General features: G+C 72.6%; 13 protein-coding genes. 6 read left to right on the forward strand and 7 right to left on the reverse strand.

Features of this window, described 5'->3' with window-relative positions; all coding sequences use genetic code 11:
* Together VM938_13915 and VM938_13920 are read left to right on the forward strand one after the other, a co-directional pair.
* Window positions 1-1,401 carry an O-antigen ligase family protein gene (locus VM938_13915; GenBank protein ID HVF76129.1) on the forward strand — a complete coding sequence of 467 codons (1,401 nt, stop codon included), beginning with the start codon at window positions 1-3 and terminating at the stop codon, window positions 1,399-1,401.
* Window positions 1,398-2,216, forward strand: coding sequence for a phosphotransferase (locus VM938_13920; GenBank protein HVF76130.1), 819 nt, complete (start codon window positions 1,398-1,400; stop codon window positions 2,214-2,216). The genes VM938_13915 and VM938_13920 overlap by 4 nt, the downstream gene beginning before the upstream one ends.
* Here the strand turns inward: VM938_13920 and VM938_13925 are convergent.
* Complete coding sequence (locus VM938_13925; GenBank protein ID HVF76131.1) at window positions 2,203-3,660, reverse strand: flippase; 1,458 nt, start codon at window positions 3,658-3,660, stop codon at window positions 2,203-2,205. The two genes, VM938_13920 and VM938_13925, sit on opposite strands and share 14 nt — an antisense overlap.
* A 42-nt stretch (window positions 3,661-3,702) precedes the next feature.
* Here VM938_13925 and VM938_13930 point away from each other — a divergent pair, with 42 nt between their 5' ends.
* From VM938_13930 to VM938_13945, 4 genes are all read left to right on the forward strand, one after another.
* A complete protein-coding gene (locus tag VM938_13930) occupies window positions 3,703-4,455 on the forward strand; it encodes a polysaccharide deacetylase family protein (protein ID HVF76132.1) in 753 nt (250 codons plus the stop codon).
* Window positions 4,452-5,156 (forward strand): polysaccharide deacetylase family protein, encoded by a 705-nt coding sequence (locus VM938_13935; protein HVF76133.1) that lies wholly within the window; start codon window positions 4,452-4,454, stop codon window positions 5,154-5,156. Before VM938_13930 ends, VM938_13935 begins: the two co-directional genes overlap by 4 nt.
* A 67-nt stretch (window positions 5,157-5,223) precedes the next feature.
* The gene (locus tag VM938_13940; protein ID HVF76134.1) at window positions 5,224-7,320 is read left to right on the forward strand and encodes a glycosyltransferase; all 2,097 of its coding nucleotides are present in this window, start codon (window positions 5,224-5,226) and stop codon (window positions 7,318-7,320) included.
* Entirely contained in the window at window positions 7,317-8,336 is a 1,020-nt protein-coding gene (locus VM938_13945) for an aspartate-semialdehyde dehydrogenase (protein ID HVF76135.1), read from the forward strand. Before VM938_13940 ends, VM938_13945 begins: the two co-directional genes overlap by 4 nt.
* Here VM938_13945 and VM938_13950 read toward each other — a convergent pair.
* The 6 genes from VM938_13950 to VM938_13975 all read right to left on the reverse strand — a co-directional run bounded on the left by VM938_13950 (window position 8,320) and on the right by VM938_13975 (window position 16,543).
* A complete protein-coding gene (locus tag VM938_13950; protein ID HVF76136.1) occupies window positions 8,320-8,622 on the reverse strand; it encodes a MazG nucleotide pyrophosphohydrolase domain-containing protein in 303 nt (100 codons plus the stop codon). The genes VM938_13945 and VM938_13950 overlap by 17 nt on opposite strands.
* Window positions 8,622-9,788 (reverse strand): hypothetical protein, encoded by a 1,167-nt coding sequence (locus VM938_13955; protein ID HVF76137.1) that lies wholly within the window; start codon window positions 9,786-9,788, stop codon window positions 8,622-8,624. The genes VM938_13950 and VM938_13955 overlap by 1 nt, the downstream gene beginning before the upstream one ends.
* Before the next feature lie 25 nt (window positions 9,789-9,813).
* On the reverse strand, window positions 9,814-10,017 hold the full coding sequence (locus VM938_13960; GenBank protein ID HVF76138.1) for a helix-turn-helix transcriptional regulator: 204 nt from the start codon (window positions 10,015-10,017) through the stop codon (window positions 9,814-9,816).
* Window positions 10,018-10,173: 156 nt separating this feature from the next.
* On the reverse strand, window positions 10,174-12,891 hold the full coding sequence (locus VM938_13965; GenBank protein HVF76139.1) for a SpoIIE family protein phosphatase: 2,718 nt from the start codon (window positions 12,889-12,891) through the stop codon (window positions 10,174-10,176).
* Between the two features lie 10 nt (window positions 12,892-12,901).
* Window positions 12,902-14,587: a S8 family peptidase gene (locus VM938_13970; GenBank protein HVF76140.1), complete on the reverse strand. Its 1,686-nt coding sequence runs from the start codon at window positions 14,585-14,587 to the stop codon at window positions 12,902-12,904.
* Window positions 14,588-14,737: 150 nt separating this feature from the next.
* A complete protein-coding gene (locus VM938_13975; protein ID HVF76141.1) occupies window positions 14,738-16,543 on the reverse strand; it encodes a hypothetical protein in 1,806 nt (601 codons plus the stop codon).
* Between the last annotated feature and the right edge of the window lie 72 nt (window positions 16,544-16,615).

A 16,615-nucleotide genomic window follows, 5' to 3' on the forward strand; every position in this document is an offset into this window, starting at 1 on the left:
GTGGCCCTGACCACCGGCAGCAGCGCGTTGGCCCGGCGCGACGGGCTGCTTGCCGCCGCGGCGGTGGTCGCTGCCCTAATGGCCGGCTACGGCCTCGTCGCCGTGGCCGCCCGCCTCGGCGGCGACAACGGCCCCCTGGTCCTCCTCGCTCTGGTCGGTGTCCCGCTGGCCGCCTTGGCCGTGCTCAACGACCCTCGGCTGGCGCCTGCGTTGGTGGTCCTCGCTTTCCCCGTGGGCGTCATGGAACTGCCGGGCATCGAGCTCCAGTTGGTGCAGCTGGCCACCCTGGCGGTGGCCGCGCTGGTCGCCCTCCGCCGCATGGCGAGCGGGTTGGCGCCGCTGTCGTGGGTGCGGGGCATGGGCTGGGGCGTGGCCTTCGTGGCCTGGATGCTCGTCGGCTTGCCCACCGCGCTCAACCGCCAGCGCGCCCTGCGAGAGATCGTGCTGTTCGCCATCGGAATGGTGTTCGCGGCGACGGTGGTGGCGGTCGCCCGCCGCCCTGGCGACGTGCGCGCCTTACTCGCCGTGGTCGTCGGCGTGGTAGCCGCCGTGGGCCTGACGACGCCGCTCGGCGCCTCGCAGGTGCGCGCCGCCTTCGACGGTGCCGTGGTGCAGGGGCGGGCCACCGGCATCTTCACCCAGCCCAACCAACTGGGCACGTTCTGCGCCACCGGCGCCCTCATCGGCATCGGCGTGTTCTTTGCAGCCCAGACCCGTCGGGGCCGTTTGTTCGCGGGCATCGGCGTGGCGGGTGGCGTCCTCGGCCTGGTGCTGTCGCTGTCACGTGGTTCCTGGATCGGCTTCGTGCTCGGCGCCGTCGTGCTCGTGGTGAAGCTGCCCGAGGCCCGTCGTGCGTTGATGCTCGCCGTCGTGCCCGTGGTCCTGCTGGGCGCTGCGCTGAGCGCCTTCGCCCCCACCAGCCCGCAGGTCGAGGTGGTCGGACAGCGGCTGCGGTCGATCGCGGGCGAGCGCAACCCCTACGACAACCGGCCTGCCATCTGGCGCGAGGCGCAAGGCGAGATCGTCGAACAACCGGTGACCGGCTACGGCGCGGGCAGCTTTCCCCAGGCGAGTGCCCGGGCCACCTCCAAAGCACGGACGGTGGTGGCCGAGCACGCCCACAACCTGCTGCTGACGTGGGGCGCCGAACTGGGCCTCCCCGCCCTGGGCCTGGCGCTGGGGTTGGCCGTCCACCTCCACGTCGCCATGCGCCGGATGGCCCGGCGGGTGGCCGCCGAAGACCGCGCTGTCGTGGCCGGCCTGGCCGCCGCCCTCGTCGGCGTGCTCGGCCAAGGCATCGTCGACTACACGCTCCACAACGCGGTGGTGCTCACCTTGCTCTTCGCCATGGTCGGGGCGGTGTTCGCCTACGACCGCATCACCCGCACGGCACCGGCGTGAGCGACCTCCCGCCCGACCTTCTCGCCACCCTCGACGAGCTCGGGGTGGCGGTGGAGCGAACATGGCGGGAGGCCTCCCGGGCCTACGGGGCTGCCGTGGGGTCGAACGGACGTTTGTTCTTCCGCCACAGCGACGACCTTGCCGACCACCCCCGCTTCGACTTCGAAGCCCGTATCCGGCTCGCCATCGGCGGCGACGGGCTGTTGCGAGCGCCCGCCGTACTGCGCCGCGGCCCCGGCTGGATGGTGGAGCAGTGGGTGGAGCGCGAGCCCTGCCAAGGCGCAGCCGCCATGCGGGCGGTGGCCGATGCATCGCTCGAAGTCAGCGGCCTTGTCTTGCCGCCGCGAGCCGACGCGCCGACGACCGGCGGCAATGCCCGGCGGTTGCGCCCCTCGGTCTTCCTCACGCCGTTCCTGCTCGATGCGCTCCGCATGCGCCGCTTGCTTCGCTCGTCGGCCCTGCCGCGGGTCACCAGCCACGGCGACTTCCACCCCAACAACGTGTACTGGAGCGCAGGTTCGGTATGGGCCTTCGACTGGGAGTTGGCGACGCAGGCTCCCCTCGGCGTCGATGCCCTGCGCTTCTGGTGCTCGATGCCCGATGCCGACGACCGGGCGGAGTTGTTCGAGCGCTTGGTGGAGGGGGTGGGACGCGCGCATCGCCCTGCGCTGCTCCAGCTTCGGTACGCCGTGCTGGTGCGCACCTTGGCGGGCGCTCGGGCCAACCGCGCCGCCTTCGACCGCGACACCGCCTTGGCCGACCGGCTCACGGCGCTGTTGCCGGCCGCCCGGCGCGAGGCCGTCAGCCGCGCTTGAGCAGCCCTCGCAGGGATGCCGTGTCGTCGGGGAACCACTGGCGGTCGACCAGGTAGAAGGCGGCCACGTACGTCATCCCCCCGGCTCCCACGGCGACGGCGAGCGACGACCGGGTGGCCCACATGACGGCACCTGCGGCTGCGGCGGCGGCAACCGGCGTGACGAAGGCGACGGCCAAGTCGACGCCGCCCGCCGCTCGTCGGGCCATGCGCAGGAGGATCCCGGCCAGCAGGACCTGGGTGATCGAGGTGGCGATCGCCGCGCCGTGCAACGACAACAGGGGGATCAGCACGAGGTTGGAGGCGATGTTCTCGACGGCCAAGGCGGCGTAGACCACCACCAGCCGCCGCTCCCGGTTCCTGGCGATGAGCAGGTAGCCCGACAGGTAGCCGACCGGGAACACGGCGATGGCGGGCGTCAGCAGGAGCAGGGCCCGGGGCGTGTCGTCGAAGTCGGTGCCGAACACCAGGCGCACCACCGGCTCCGCCATGACCGCCAGGCCCACGGCGAGCGGCACCACCAAGCCGGTGGCCAGCTTGAGGGTGCGGGCGAACACCTCGCCCAGTGGCTCGTCACCGTCGGGGTCGAGCTTGGCGTACACGGGGAACGCCCCGGCCACCACCGAGTAGCTCAGGAACAACGTGGTCTCGAACAGGCGGTAGGCCACGCCGTAGTTGCCCACCACGGCGGCGTCTTTGTAGGCGGCCAGCATCGTCATGTCGACGCGGAACAGGATCGTGCTGAAGACGCCCGCGATGCCCAGCGGCAGTGCCGCCCGCATCAACGGCCACCAGGCGCGGCGGTCGGCCCGCAGCCGCACCCGCACCACCCGGGTGACCAGCAGGCGGACGGCGAGCACGAGGCCGATCAGGGCGCCGACGAGGAACACGACGGCCACGGCCAGGATCGAGTGGCCGAGCAGCACCACCACGATGCCGCCCACGGCGATGAACCACCGCTCGGTCAGCAGCACGACGGGCACGAACCCCACCCGCTCGAACGACTGGTAGACGGCGAAGCACGTGGTGGTGAGCAGCTCGGCGAGCACGGCGAAGCCCACGACGGCCGCCACCAGCGGGGCCTTGCCGCCGTAGCCCAACAGCTTCACGACGAGGGGGAGCACGACGATGGCGGGCAGCCCCACCACCAAGCGCAGGGCCAGCGTGTTGCCGAAGTAGTGCTCGGCCTGGTCGGGGTGGCGGGCCACCTCGCGGGTGAGCACCTTGTCCTGGCCGAAGTCCGCCGCAGTCGACGCCAGCATGGCCAACGACACGGCGAACAGGTACACGCCGAGCTCGTCGTCGCCCACTTCCCGGGCCAGCACGGTGAGCAAGGCGAAGGTGGCGACCTTGGAGCCGACCTCGGCCACCGAACGGAAGCCGGTGTTGGCGAGCAGCCGTCGACCGCTCGACGGCTCCGGCGTCGGCGAGGCCGAGAGAGGCACGGTGGGTCACCTTACCGGTGGCCTTGGACGACAATGGGCGTCGTGTCGCTGCCGCCGCTCGCCCTCGCCTACCACGGCGTGGGCCGCGTGCCCCGGCGCGACGACCTTCACGGCTTGTTCACCGCACCGGTGTTGTTGGAGCGACAGGTGGCCCGGTTGCGGCGATGGGGCTACCGGCTGGTGGCCTTCGGCGAGTTGGCCGACGCCGTGGGCCGGGGCGCCGGCTCGGGGCTCGCCGCCCTCACCTTCGACGACGGCTTTGCCGACAACCTCCACGAGCTGGTGCCGGTGCTCCGACGCCTTGCTGCACCGGCCACCGTCTTCGCCGTCTCGCACCGCTTGGGGGAGCCCCATCCCGATCATCCGTCCCGCCGCTTCGCCACCGCCGAGGAGCTGGCGGAACTGGCTCGCCACGTCGAGATCGGTTCGCACTCCGCGCGCCACGTCGACCTCACCGGGCTCGACGCCACGGCCTGTGCCCGCGAGCTGGCCGAGTCGCGCCAGGCCCTCCAGGCCATGACCGGCCAAGCGGTCGACACCCTGGCCTACCCGTTCGGACGGGTGGCGCCCGCGGTCAAGGAACTGGCTCGGGAGGCGGGCTACCGCGCCGCGTGCGGCACCAGCGGCGACGGCAGTTGGGACGACCCGCTCCACCTTCCCCGCCAGGACATGACCAACGGCGCCACCATGGTCGGCCTCCGGCTCAAGCGCGACGACCGCTACGAACGGCTGGTGCAGCAGCCGGTGGGGCGCGTGGTGCGCGCCGTGCACCGACGGGTGGCTCGCGCATGGTGACGGTTCGCCCGCCCGCGGTGCTCGCCTACCACGCCGTGGGCGACGTGGGCACGGGCCACGACCCGCAGGAGCTCGTGCTCGATGCCGGGTTGTTCGAGCGACAGGTGCGCTTGTTGCAGCGGGCCGGTTACCGGTTCCTCACCGCGTCCGAACTGGTCGAGCGGGGCGCCGACCGGCCCTTGCCGCCGGCCACCACTGCCCTCACGTTCGACGACGGGTGGATGGCCGACGCCACCGTCGTGTCGCCCCTCCTGCGCAAGCTCGGGCTGCGGGCCACGTTCTTCGTGTGCCCCGACTGGCTGCCCGGCGGCACGCACCCCGAGGTCGCCGGGGCGGCCGGGCAACTGCTCGACGAAGCGGGCGTGGCCGCCTTGGTGGCCGACGGCCACGAGATCGGCAGCCACTCGCTGGCCCACCGCGACCTGCGCAAGCTCGGCGACGCCGAGTTGGCCGACGACCTGGCCCGTTCCAAGGTGGCGGTGGAAGCGCTCACCGGCAGGCCGTGCCCCGCGTTCGCCTATCCCTACGGGTTATTCGGCGAGCGCGAGGAACGGGCGGTGGCGGCCGCCGGCTACGAGATCGCCTTCGCCTGGGGCGAAGGCCCGTGGCGGCGCTTTGCCGTGCCCCGCCTGCCCACACCGCCGCGCAACGGGGCCGCCGTGCTGGCCCTGAAGATGCTCGGCGTGCGCCGCCCCCGATGACCCCCCTCCACCCCACCGCCCCGAAGTTGCGTACGAATCGCGCCGTAATACGGCGCGATTCCGACGCATGTTCCGCCGGGGGGCGGCCCCGATGACGACGGCGCCGTTGCGGGTGGAGGTCGTGGTCGCCGTGGGCGGCCTGGGCGGGGCCGAGCGGGTGGCGCTGTCGGTCCTCGACCACCAGGCCTACCGCCTGGAGGTCAGCGTTGTGGCCCTGGGGGAGACGCCCTTCGCCGACGCTGCCCGCGAGCGGGGCTGGCCGGTGCACGTCGTCCCCACGGGCAAGGGCCCGTTCGACATCGCCCGATCGACCGTGCACCTGGCGGCGCGCTGGCGACGTTCGAACGTCGACGTGGTGTGGGCCAACGGGGTGAAGCCCGCGGCGGTCGCCGTGCCTGCGGCGCGCCTGGTCGGCGTGCCCGTGGTGTGGGCCAAGCACGACTTCTCCTTCGACCGCCGCCTGGCCCGCCCGCTGGCCGCCCGCTGCACGGCGGTGATCGCCAACAGCGAGCAGGTGGCCGAGGCCACCGGTCGCTCCGACGTGGTCGTCATCCCCCCACCCAAGCCCGCCGAGCCCGACGGCGACGTGCCCCGCCTCGCCGACGCCGAGCACGTGGCCGCCTTCGTCGGCCGTCTCAGCGCCTACAAGGGCGTCGACGACGTGATCCGCGCCCTGCCTGCGGCGGAGCCGTGGCACCTCGTGGTCATCGGCGGCGACGACCCCACCCAGCCGGGCGAGCGGGCCCGCCTGGAGTCGCTGGCCACGACATGCAGCGTGGCCGAGCGCGTGCACTTCCTGGGCGACGTGCCCGACGCCGCCCGCCGCCTGGCCGGCGCCGACGTGGTGGTGGTGCCGACCAAGACCAACGAGGCGGGCATCGGCCGCGAGGGCTGGTCGATGGTGGCCGACGAAGCCATGGCTGCCGGCCTCCCCGTGGTCGCTGCCTGCGGCGGCGCCCTCACCGAACGGCTGGGCGACGCAGGCATCCCCGTCGACCAAGGCGCCCCCGGCCAGATCGCCGCCGCCCTGAACCGGCTCACCGATCCGATGCTGCGGCGCACGATGGGGGAGGCGGGCCGGCGTTTGGTGGCGGCGCGCCCCGATCCTTCGGCGTCGGCCGCCGAGTTCGTGTCGGTGCTGGCCGCCGCCGCCCGCCGTCCCGGCGCGGGCCTTTCCACCACCCGCCCGGTGAGCGTCGTCGTGCCCTTCTTCAACGAGGGCGATGACGTCGAGCCGTCGTTCGCCGCCGTCACCTCGCAGCTGCGGCCCGGCGACGAATTGGTGGTCGTCGACGACTGCTCCACCGACGGCACCGGCGATCGCCTCGCCACCCTGGCCGCCCGAACGCCCGGGGCTCGCCTGGTGCGCCTGTCGCCCAACCAAGGCCCGGGCGCAGCACGCAACGCCGGTGCCGCGGTGGCCCAGTGCGACGTGGTGGCCTGCACCGACGCCGGGTGCAGGCCTGCGCCCCAGTGGCTCGACGCCCTGCGCGCCGCCTTCGACGAGGCCCGCCCGCCTGCCCTCGTCACCGGCGTCTACGACGTCACCGCCACCACGCCGCTCGAACAGGCCGCCGCCGTGGCCTGCTATCCGGTGGTGGAAGAAGCCCGTCGTACAGGCGCCTTGGCCCGCCTGTACGGCTCGCTGCTCGGCCGGGCCTTCGACCCCCGCTTCTCCAACGGCCGGTCCATGGCCTTCGACCGCGCCGCATGGGAGGGGGTGGGCGGCATGCCCGAAGACCTGCGCACGGCGGAGGACGTGGCCTTCGGCGTCGCCGTCGACCGGGCAGGCGGCCGCTGCGAACTGTCGGCCGACGCCCTCGTCACGTGGGACCAACGCCCCGACCTGCGCGGCACCGCTCGCACCTACTACCGCTACGGCCTGGGCGACGCCGCCGCCGGCCATCGCCTCATGATCGGCCGCAACCTCGCCCGCGTGGCCGCCTACGCCGTCGGCCCCGTCGCCCTGCTGCGCGGCGGCCGCGCCACCCGCGCCACTGTCGTCGCAGGCGCCGCCTTCTACGTCTCGTTGCCGGTCGCCCGGGCGGCCCGTCGCCGCCTCGGCCCCGCCGCACTGGCCTCGGTGCCCGTCGCCATGGCGGTCAAGGACGTGGCCAAAGGGGTGGGCTGCCTCAAGGGCCTCCTCCTACACTCGCGCCCATGAACCTCGGCATCGTCGGCGCCACCGGGATGGTCGGAGAGGTGATGCGTTCGGTCCTCGCCGAGCGTCGCTTCCCCGCCGATTCCGTCCGTTTCTTCGCTTCCGCCCGCTCGGCCGGGCGCAAGCTGCCGTGGGGCGGCGGCGAGATCGAGGTCGAAGACTCCGCCACCGCCGACTACTCGGGCCTCGACATCGCCATCTTCTCGGCGGGCGCCACCGCCTCCCGCGAGCTGGCCCCTCGGGTCGCCGCCGCCGGGGCGATCGTGGTCGACAACTCGTCGGCCTGGCGCATGGACCCCGACGTGCCGCTGGTGGTGCCCGAGGTCAACGCCGACGCACTCGGCGCCATCCCCAAGGGGATCGTGGCCAACCCCAACTGCACGACCATGGTGTGCATGCCGCCCCTCAAGGTGCTGCACGACGAGGCCGGCCTGCGCCGCATCGTGGCCTCCACCTACCAGGCCGTCTCCGGCGGCGGGCAGAAGGGCGTGGCCGAGCTCGACGAGCAGGTGCGCAAGGTGGGCGAACAGGCCGCGGCCTTGGCCCTGCGCGGCGATGCCGTCGACTTCCCGCCCGCCTCGAAGTTCCCCGCCACCATCGCCTTCAACGTCCTGCCGCTGGCGGGCTCGTTGGTCGACGACGAGACCGACGAGGAGCACAAGTTCCGAAACGAGAGCCGCAAGATCCTCGACCTCCCCGACCTCGGCGTGTCGTGCACGTGCGTGCGAGTGCCTGTCTTCACCGGCCACTCCGTCAGCCTCAACGTGGAGTTCGAGCGGCCCCTGTCGGCCGAGCGGGCCCGGGAGCTGCTGGCCGCCGCCGGCCCCGCCGTGGTGCTGAGCGACCTGCCCACGCCGTTGCTGGCGGCAGGCGCCGACCCGTCCTATGTGGGCCGGGTGCGCCGCGACGACAGCGTCGAGAACGGCCTGGCCCTCTTCGTCACCGGCGACAACCTGCGCAAGGGCGCCGCCCTCAACGCCGTGCAGATCGCCGAGGCGCTGCTCAGCCGGGGCCGCTGACAGCCTCGCCGCAGGCGCACGGCGTCTGCCCGCACTTGGGGCAGCCGTTCGCATAACGGGCGACGGCCTCGTCGAGCGTGAGCCCCAACTGGTTGGCCAGCGACGCCAGCCACGCCAGCGCGTCGCCCAGTTCGTGCAGCTGTTCGGCCCGCGTGCCTTTGCGCACGGCCTTGGCCAACTCGCCGAGCTCCTCGGCCAGCCACGCCACGGTGGCGTCCACCCCGCGGCTGCGGTCGCGTTCGCCGTACTGGTGCTCCATGAGCGCTTGGAACTGCTCGAGGTCCATCACCACGCCTTCCGCACGAACCGAGCCAGGCGACGGGCCGCCACCGCGCCCACGGCACCGACGGGCGCGAGGTCGTCGGTGGCGAACCAGGCCACCTCGTCGACCCCCCGCAGCGCGCCCAAGTAGGCCCGCGCCGCGGGCGCGTCGTCGGCGCCCCGCCACTGCATCAGGGCCACCGCCTCGTTGAGCTCGACGGCCCACTTGCGCCCCACGCGCACGGTGCCGGGGCGCACCTCGTTGCCGGTCAGGTCGAGGTACTGCATGCGCACCACGTCGAGGTCGCCGTCGTCGGTGAAGAGCCGGAAGGCCTCGCCCACCCGCGGGTTCACGTCGAGCAGCTTGAACGTGCCGTCGCGCTCGTCGCGGCGCACGTCGCAGTCGACCACGCCTTCGTAGGCCAGGCCACCCAGGAAGGCCACCAGCGACGACGCCACCGCCTCGTTGGGCTCGTGCACCCCGAGGCTGGTGGTGCCGATGCGGGGCGGGCACTGGTGCACCTTGCGGCCGGTGAAGGCGGCCACGCATTCGCCGCCGCGCCGGAAGTAGCCGTCGAACAACCAGTCGTCGCCGGGCACGAACTCCTGCACGACCACGTCGCCGTCCATGCCCGCGAACGCCAGCACCAGTTCGTCGACGTTGTCGACGATGGCCACGGCGGTGGCGTTCGACTGCGCCCGCAGCACCTGCGGGTCGACGGCCTTGACCAGCAACGGGAAGTCGAGCTCGTCGGCGACAGCCGCCGCCTCGTCGCGGGTCGTGGGGTAGCGGCTGCGCACGACGGGCATGCCGCGCTCCTCACACAGGACCGAAAGCCGCCGCTTGTTGACCAGGTCGCGCAACACGGCGGGCGGCGTCTGCGGCAGCCGGTATACGGCGCTCAACTCGTCGGCGCGGTCGATCATCACCGCCGTCTCGGCGTCGCCTGCGGAGAAGAGCACGGGGCGGTTTCCCAGCCGCGTGCCCAGCGCCAGCAGTTCGTCGCCCAACCGGTCGACGGCGACGAGGCTCGTGCCCGCCAGGTACCGCGACCGGAACGCCGGGGTGCGCTCGTGGTGCACGCCGTGCACGGCGACGCCGAGCCGGCCGAGCGTTCGCACCGCGGCCAAGGCCCCGTGGCTGCCCAGGTTGGCGACCACGGCGCCGACGGAGGTGTCGAGGGGCGCCATCGCCTCCATCCTGGCCGACAGCGCGCTACTCGTTCGGGCGGAGGCCCTTCACCAAGTCGGCGGGGTCGACGTCGAGGGCGGCGGCCACCCGGATGATGTTGTTGAGGCTGGGGTTGACCTCGCCTCGTTCCAGGTGCCCGATGTAGGTGCGGTGCAGGCCCGCCAGCTCGCCCAGCTTCTCCTGCGACAGGCGCGACGCTTTACGGGACGCGCGAACGCGTCGGCCCAATTCCTCGGCATGCGGTTGGCCCCGCGTCGTCCGTCGCACCGCAACGGCGATTCATGACGGACTGGGGCATGCCAGTCGACAGCCAGTGACTAGCAGTTTGGGTCTTGATGCGGATGCTTAGCGGTGAGGGAAGCCCACTCGTAGCAACGGCTTCGATCAAGCCGGTCCGTGGGCGGCGAACGAGTCGGTCGGCGGCTCGTCCACGGCCACCCGGCGCAGGCGCTTGACGCAGCGCACCGTGGTGCCGATCTCGTTGGTCAGCGCCGTCACGTCGTCCATGACCGAGCGCACGAGGAACAACCCCCGGCCCGCTTGGGCATTGTCCGGCACCGGGAGGTGGCCTGCGGTCGACAGGTCGGGGGCCGAGCCGCCGTCGTCCGACACCCACACGTGCACGCGGCCGCTGTCGACTGCGACGTGCACGGTGACGGTGGAGCGGGCGGCGACAACCGCGTTGGTCAGCAGCTCCGACACCACCAGGCGCACGTCGTCGATGTCGTCGACGTCGAGCTCGCGAGCGGCCATCCACTCCGTGACCTGCCTGCGCACGGCGCCCACCTCTTCAGCGGCAGGCGAGGCCCGCCACACCTGCTCGTGCCGGTGCTCGCCCACCGACGTCGCCCGCATGACGAGGGCCAAGGTGTCGTCGCGCCGCTGGGCGCCCGACACGGCCCGCTCCAAGAGCTGTGTGGCGAGTTCCTCGGCCGGGAGGTGCGCGGCCAGCGCCGCGTGGCGCATGAGCACCTCGATGCCCTCGACGATGTTCTTGCGGGCCTCGACCAGGCCGTCGGTGTAGAGCACGAGCGTGTCGGACGGCTGCAGGGACTCCTCGGCCACCCCGTCGCTGCCTGCTCCCGGCCACCCGATGGCCGAGCCGGTGGCGGCCACTTGGCGGACCGACCCGTCGCCGGAGACGACCAGCGCGGGCGGGTGCCCGCCCGAGACGAGGAGGAGGCGGCCGGTGCGGGTGTCGAAGCGGGCGACCACCACGGTGGCGACGATCTCGCGCTGGTCGGCGGCCAGCAGGTCGTCGGCCCGGGCCACCAGGTCTTCCAACGGGCAGCCCTGGAGCGACAGGATGCGCAACGTCGACACCACGCTGAGGGCGTCTTTGGTGGCGGCCACGCCGTGGCCCAGCACGTCGACCACGGCGAGGTGCAGTTCACCGGTGGGCAGGACGTGCCAGTCGAACAGGTCGCCGCCGGTGGGCGCCGTCTCGTCCGGTGCGAGGAAGGCGACGCCCAGGTCGGCGCCGGCCAGGACGGGACGGGGCGGCACGACCGCCTGGCGCAACTGTTCGACCACTTCCCGCTGGGCCTCTTCGGCCGCCACCAGTTGGCCGAACTCCTCACGAAGCTGGGCCATCTCCTCCACGGTGGTGGTGTCGCGGGCGACGACGACCAGCGTCTCGTCCTCCGACCGGCTGTAGGAGCACGACAGCCGGCGCTGCTCGCCGTCGGCCGCGGTGATGCGCAGCTCGGCGGGCAGCACGAGGTCGTCGGCCCACCGGTCGAGGCCCACCGGCTGGCCGTTCACGGTGACGGGCTCGAGCCCCTCCAGGGCGGGCTTGCCGACGGCATCGGCGGCGGCGATGCCCGTGATGCGCTCCAGTGCGGGGTTCCACGTGCGCACCCGTCCGTCGGCGGCGATGGTGAGGATGCCGTCGGAGGTGGTGCCCACGATCTCGGCCAGTTTCTGGCGCTCTTCCAACATGGTGGCGAGCAGCCGGCCCTTGGCGAAGGTGGCCACCGTCTCGCGGGCGACGGCTTCGAGCACGGCGAGCTCGCCCGCTTCGAAACCCTCCAAGCCCGCTTGGTCGTAGACGACGAGGGCACCGAGCGTGCGGCCGTCCTCCACCAGCGGCGCGGTCAGGCAGTCGCGCCAGCCGGCCTCCACCAGCGCCTCCGACCACGGGTGCCCGTTGCCGGTGACGCGCACGGCGCCCGCGCAGGCGCACATGACGCCCTCCAAGGAGGACGACTCGGCGGGCTCGGTCACCACCGTGTAGCCGCCTGCGTCGACCCGGTGGATGACCCGTTCGGGGCGTTCGTCGAAGACGAGGGCCGCCGCGGTGGCTTCGAAGGCCTCGGCCACGTCGCGCAGGAACCCCTCGATGGCGTGGCCCGGATCGAGCGGCCCGGCCAGCGAGCGCGCCGCCCGGTGCAGGCCGGTGAGCCGCAGCCGGTCGGAGCGGGCGCCTGCGTAGCCCCGGTAGGCGATGTGGAGCACGGCCAAGGGCACGGCAAAGAGCACGACGGCGGCTGCGTGGGTGGAATAGGCCAAGGCGAACAGCAGGCCGATCAAGGTGTTGACCGCCCAGCCCAGGAACCAGCCGACCACGAGCACGGTGCCCAGTTCGCGTGCCACGGCGAGGGGAGAGCGGTGGTTGATCATGGCCAGCACGCCGGCGAAGGCGACGTGGTTGACCAGCCCCACCACGGCCAGGGCCACGATCAGGGCGGCGACCCGTTCGGTGGTGAAAGCGCCGGGCTCGCCCGCGGTGGCCATCACCGCGGCGCCCACCGCGGCGGCCAGCGACCACTGGGCCACGTTGAAGGCGCTCTTGACCACGGCATTGCGCCGCAGCACGGCGCCCGCCACCTGCGTGGCCGCCACCGTGGCCACCACCACCGGGGCGGAGAAGGCGAACAGCATGGGGGCGAGCACCGCCTCCACCAGGTTGATGGTGCTGATCTCACCGCCGTAGCGGAAGCGCACGAACAGGTACTCGCCCGCCACCAGCAGGGCGGCGAGCACAGGCAGCGCCCCCCACGCGGGTGAGCCGGCGGTGGCGTCGGTGAGGACGGTGACCGCCACCGCGGCGGCCGCCAAGGCGGCGACGTAGGCCTTGACCGCCTTCGCCCCCTCGTTCATGGTCGGCGCACTATTCCCAGGCGCCGTACCAGGCGCCCCCGTCGGCGGGCTTGCCGTAGCGGGTCTGGGTGTCGGTGCCCCCCTCCCACGACGCGCCGTACCACGAGGTCCCGTACCACGACGTGCCGTACCACGAGGTCCCGTACCAGGAGGTGCCGTACCAGGAGGTGCCCAGCGGTCCCGCCTCGGCCCACTGGCTTTCGTACCAGGAGGTGCCCCACTGCTCCGCTTCGTAGGTGCGGCCTTGGGCCGTCTCGTCGCCTTCGAGGGGCTTGGTGCAGGTGGGATCGAGCGTGCGGTAGGGCTGCTGGCACGGGCCGCTGACCTCGACGTCGCCGCGGCTGGCGTCGAGGCTGCCGGTGCCGTTGCCCGCCACCAGGCCGAGGTTGGCTTCGCCCGCGGGCGCTCGCCGGGCGGCGGCGTAGGCCTGCACGAGGCCGGCGCCGACTGCGGTGGGCGCGGTGAGGCCCGTGCGCGAGGCGGTGGTGGTGAGGGCGTGCTTGACCCGGTTGGGCGACCACGTCTCGTTGGCGTCGAGCACCAGGGCGGCGATGCCCGACACGACGGCGGCCGACATCGAGGTGCCGCTGCCCCGGCGGTAGGTGGCGTTGACGCCGCCGCCCACGAATGTGTCGACGTAGTTGCCCTGTGACGCCCGCAGCGAGACGAGCCGGGCGCCGGGGGCGACGAGGTCGGGCTTGGCCAGGCCGTCGGCCGCGGTGGGGCCACGCGAGCTGAAGTTGGGGACGCGGTCGTCGTCGCGAGCCGGGGTCTCGCGGTCGTCGACCGAGCCCGCGGTGATGACGAAGGGGTCGTCGCCCGGCTTGCTGATGGTGCCCGGTGCCGGGCCGAGGTTGCCCGCGGCGACCACCACGGTGATGCCCGACTGCCAGGCCTGCTCGACCGCGTGGTTCAGCGGGTCGACGGCGTAGCTCTGGGTGCTGTTGGTGCCCAGCGACAGGTTGAGCACATCGATGCCGAGTTGCTCGCGGAACGACACCACGTACTGGATGGCGGCCAGCACCTTGCTGACGTCGGAGGAGCCGTCGTAACCCGCCACCTTGACCGAGACGATGCGCGCGCCGGGGGCGATGCCGCGGAACATGCCCGCCGAGCCGGCGCCGTTGCCTGCGATGAGGCCGGCCAGGAAGGTGCCGTGGCCGTACCGGTCGTCGCAGGTGCCGTCGCCTGCGAAGTTGGCGCACACGTCGGTGCGAGCGCTGTTGGTGGGATCGGGGACGTCGGTGACGACGCGGCCCGCCAGGTCGGGACTGGCCGATACGCCGGTGTCGACGAGAGCGACGGTGACGCCGTTGCCGGTGATGCCTTCGGCCCACAGTTGGTCGGCGCCGGTCTCACGGGCGTAGACGGAGTTGATGCTCGTGGGGTTGACCGTGCTCGACGTGGTGGCCTGCACCGTCACCTCGGCGTCGGGCGTGACGGCGCGCACGCCCTCGGCGTTGCGGAGCCGGGCCGCCGCCGCGGCCGGCACCTCGGCGGCGAAGCCGTTGACGATCGGCAGGGCCAGGGTGACGCGGCCACCCGCGGCGGTGACTGCCCGGGTGGCCGAGGCCAGCCCGCCAGCGTCGGCTTGCACGATGACCCGTTCGGTGGCGCCCGCCGTCGACGGCGTCGACACGACCGCCGCCGCGGCAACCAAGGCCCCCGCCAACGCCGCCTTCGCAGTCCGCCCCACTCTGTCCCTCCAGGTCGCCGCCCGCTCGTGAAAGCGCGTGCCGCCAGGCCGACGGGCTCCGCACTGCTTGCGGAGCCCGTCGTCTGGACGGAGAGTGGTCACACGCCTTCGCCGGGTGGTGGACAGAATAACCCGAAGGGGCTGGTTCTCCTAGGGGTACAGGATGGTGTCGCGGTCGGTGGGATCCCCTGCTGCGAGGGCCAGGCTGGCCTGGCCTTGGCAGAAGTTCCCCATGACCGCAGCTTCCCCTGCGTTGGCCAGGACCTGGGCCAAGCGGGCCTGGTCGTAGGGCCCGCTGTTGGCGGGGCCGCCCATCATGGCCGAGGTGGTGCAGGTGGCCTCGGCTTCCGACAGTGTCTTCGACAGGGTGGCCACCGGGTCTGTGGGGTCGGGGGCGATCATGGTGAGGCGCAGGGCGTGGCCGCCGCCTGCCAGCGCGAACACCTCGACGATGCGCCCTTCCTGCGGGTAGTCGACCAGCGACGCCGTCTCGATGCGCCAGAAGCCGTGGGCCACGTCGGGCTGGCCGCCGCTGCCCCCGATGTCGCAGTTGCCGGGGCCGGGCCGGCAGGCGCGCACCACGTTCTCGTGGGTGTGGCCCGCGATGTGGGCCAGCACATTGCCGTGGGTGCCCAGCAGCTCGTTGAGCTGGTCGGCCGTCTTGCCCCCGTCGGCGGCGAAGCCGAGGCGCCGCTCGCTGAACGAGCGGTCGGGATGGTGGCTGAAGACGAGGACGGGCTCGCTGGCGTTGGCCAACTCGTTCGCCAGCCAGCCGTACTGCGAGGTCGACATGACGCCCATCTCGGCGCCCGCCGGGTTGCTGGCCTCGTTGCCGGTGACCACGCCGCCGGTGGCGGTGTTGGTGGCGCCGCCCTGGTGGAGCGCGTCCTGCACGCCGTCGTAGATGGTGTTGATGACGATCATGCGGACGCCGTTGGCGGAGAAGGCGTAGTAGCCGTCGTTGCGGTCGTCACCGTCGTCGAGGCGCGAGCCCGCGTAGTTGAAGCCGTGGCCCACCGGCCCCGGCGAGTGCTTGGTCTCGAACCACTCGTTGATGAACTCGCGCTGGCTTTCGAGGAAGTAGCGGCCGTCGGCCAAGGCGCCCGCCTGGAAGGGCTGCTGGAAGGTGACGGTGCCGCGCACGGAGGCGTCGTGGTTGCCGAACACGGCCATGTGCGGAATGGCCAGCTTCTCGTTGTCGCAGCTCGGTGTGTGGTGGTTGCAGCGCAGGCTGGGCGGCAGCCCCGGCGCCGCCACATGCGATCCGCCCGCGGCACCGGCCACGCCGGTCTCGGCGATCTGGCGCGGGGTGCGGGTCGGCATGAGCTGGTAGGTCGGGTCGTTGGGGTCGGGTGTGGCGGCCTGGGTGTCGGCCACCAGCTTGCCGGTGGGGCCGGCGAAGAGCGCCTGCATGGCCGGGGTGCACGGCAGGGCGCCGAGCTTGGGGTTCCCGTTGGAGTCGTGGGTGGTGTAGCCGCAGTGCTTCTCGTACGCCGTGCCCTGGTGCTTCACGCCGTCGAGGTTGTCGATGTAGCGACGGGTCTCGTTCAGGGTCATGTTGTCGGTGAGGTCGCCGGTGGCGATCATCAGTTCCAAGGCGTCGTCGCTGTCACAGGCGTTGACGGTCTTGACCATGGCGTTGAGGACTTCGTCGGTGTACTCCTCCTGCAGCCGCTGGGCGCTGTTGTTGGCGATGGGCGGCTCCAGCGCCGGGTCGAGGTAGTTGCCGGTGATGACGGGCGACGCCTCGTCGTCGATGATGTGCGAGTCGCTCAGGTTCACGAAGCGCAGCATGGGCGTGAGCCCGGCGAGGCTGCCCGTGGTGGTGCCCAGGCTTTGGGCGACGTACGACGGTGCCTCGCACAGGCCGGTGGCCTTGGCCCCGTCGGTGACGGCCATCGGCACCGCCAGTGCGAGCGCGCCGAGGAGCGCGAGCTTTCTACGAGCGTGCAGCATGAGTTCCCCCCAGTGAGCGAGTGCGCTGTGTTGCGCAACTCACCCAAAACGGTACGGGGTCGTCGCCGTCGC

The sequence above is a fragment of the Acidimicrobiales bacterium genome, from assembly GCA_035536915.1.
GTDB lineage: Bacteria > Actinomycetota > Acidimicrobiia > Acidimicrobiales > JAHWLA01 > JAHWLA01.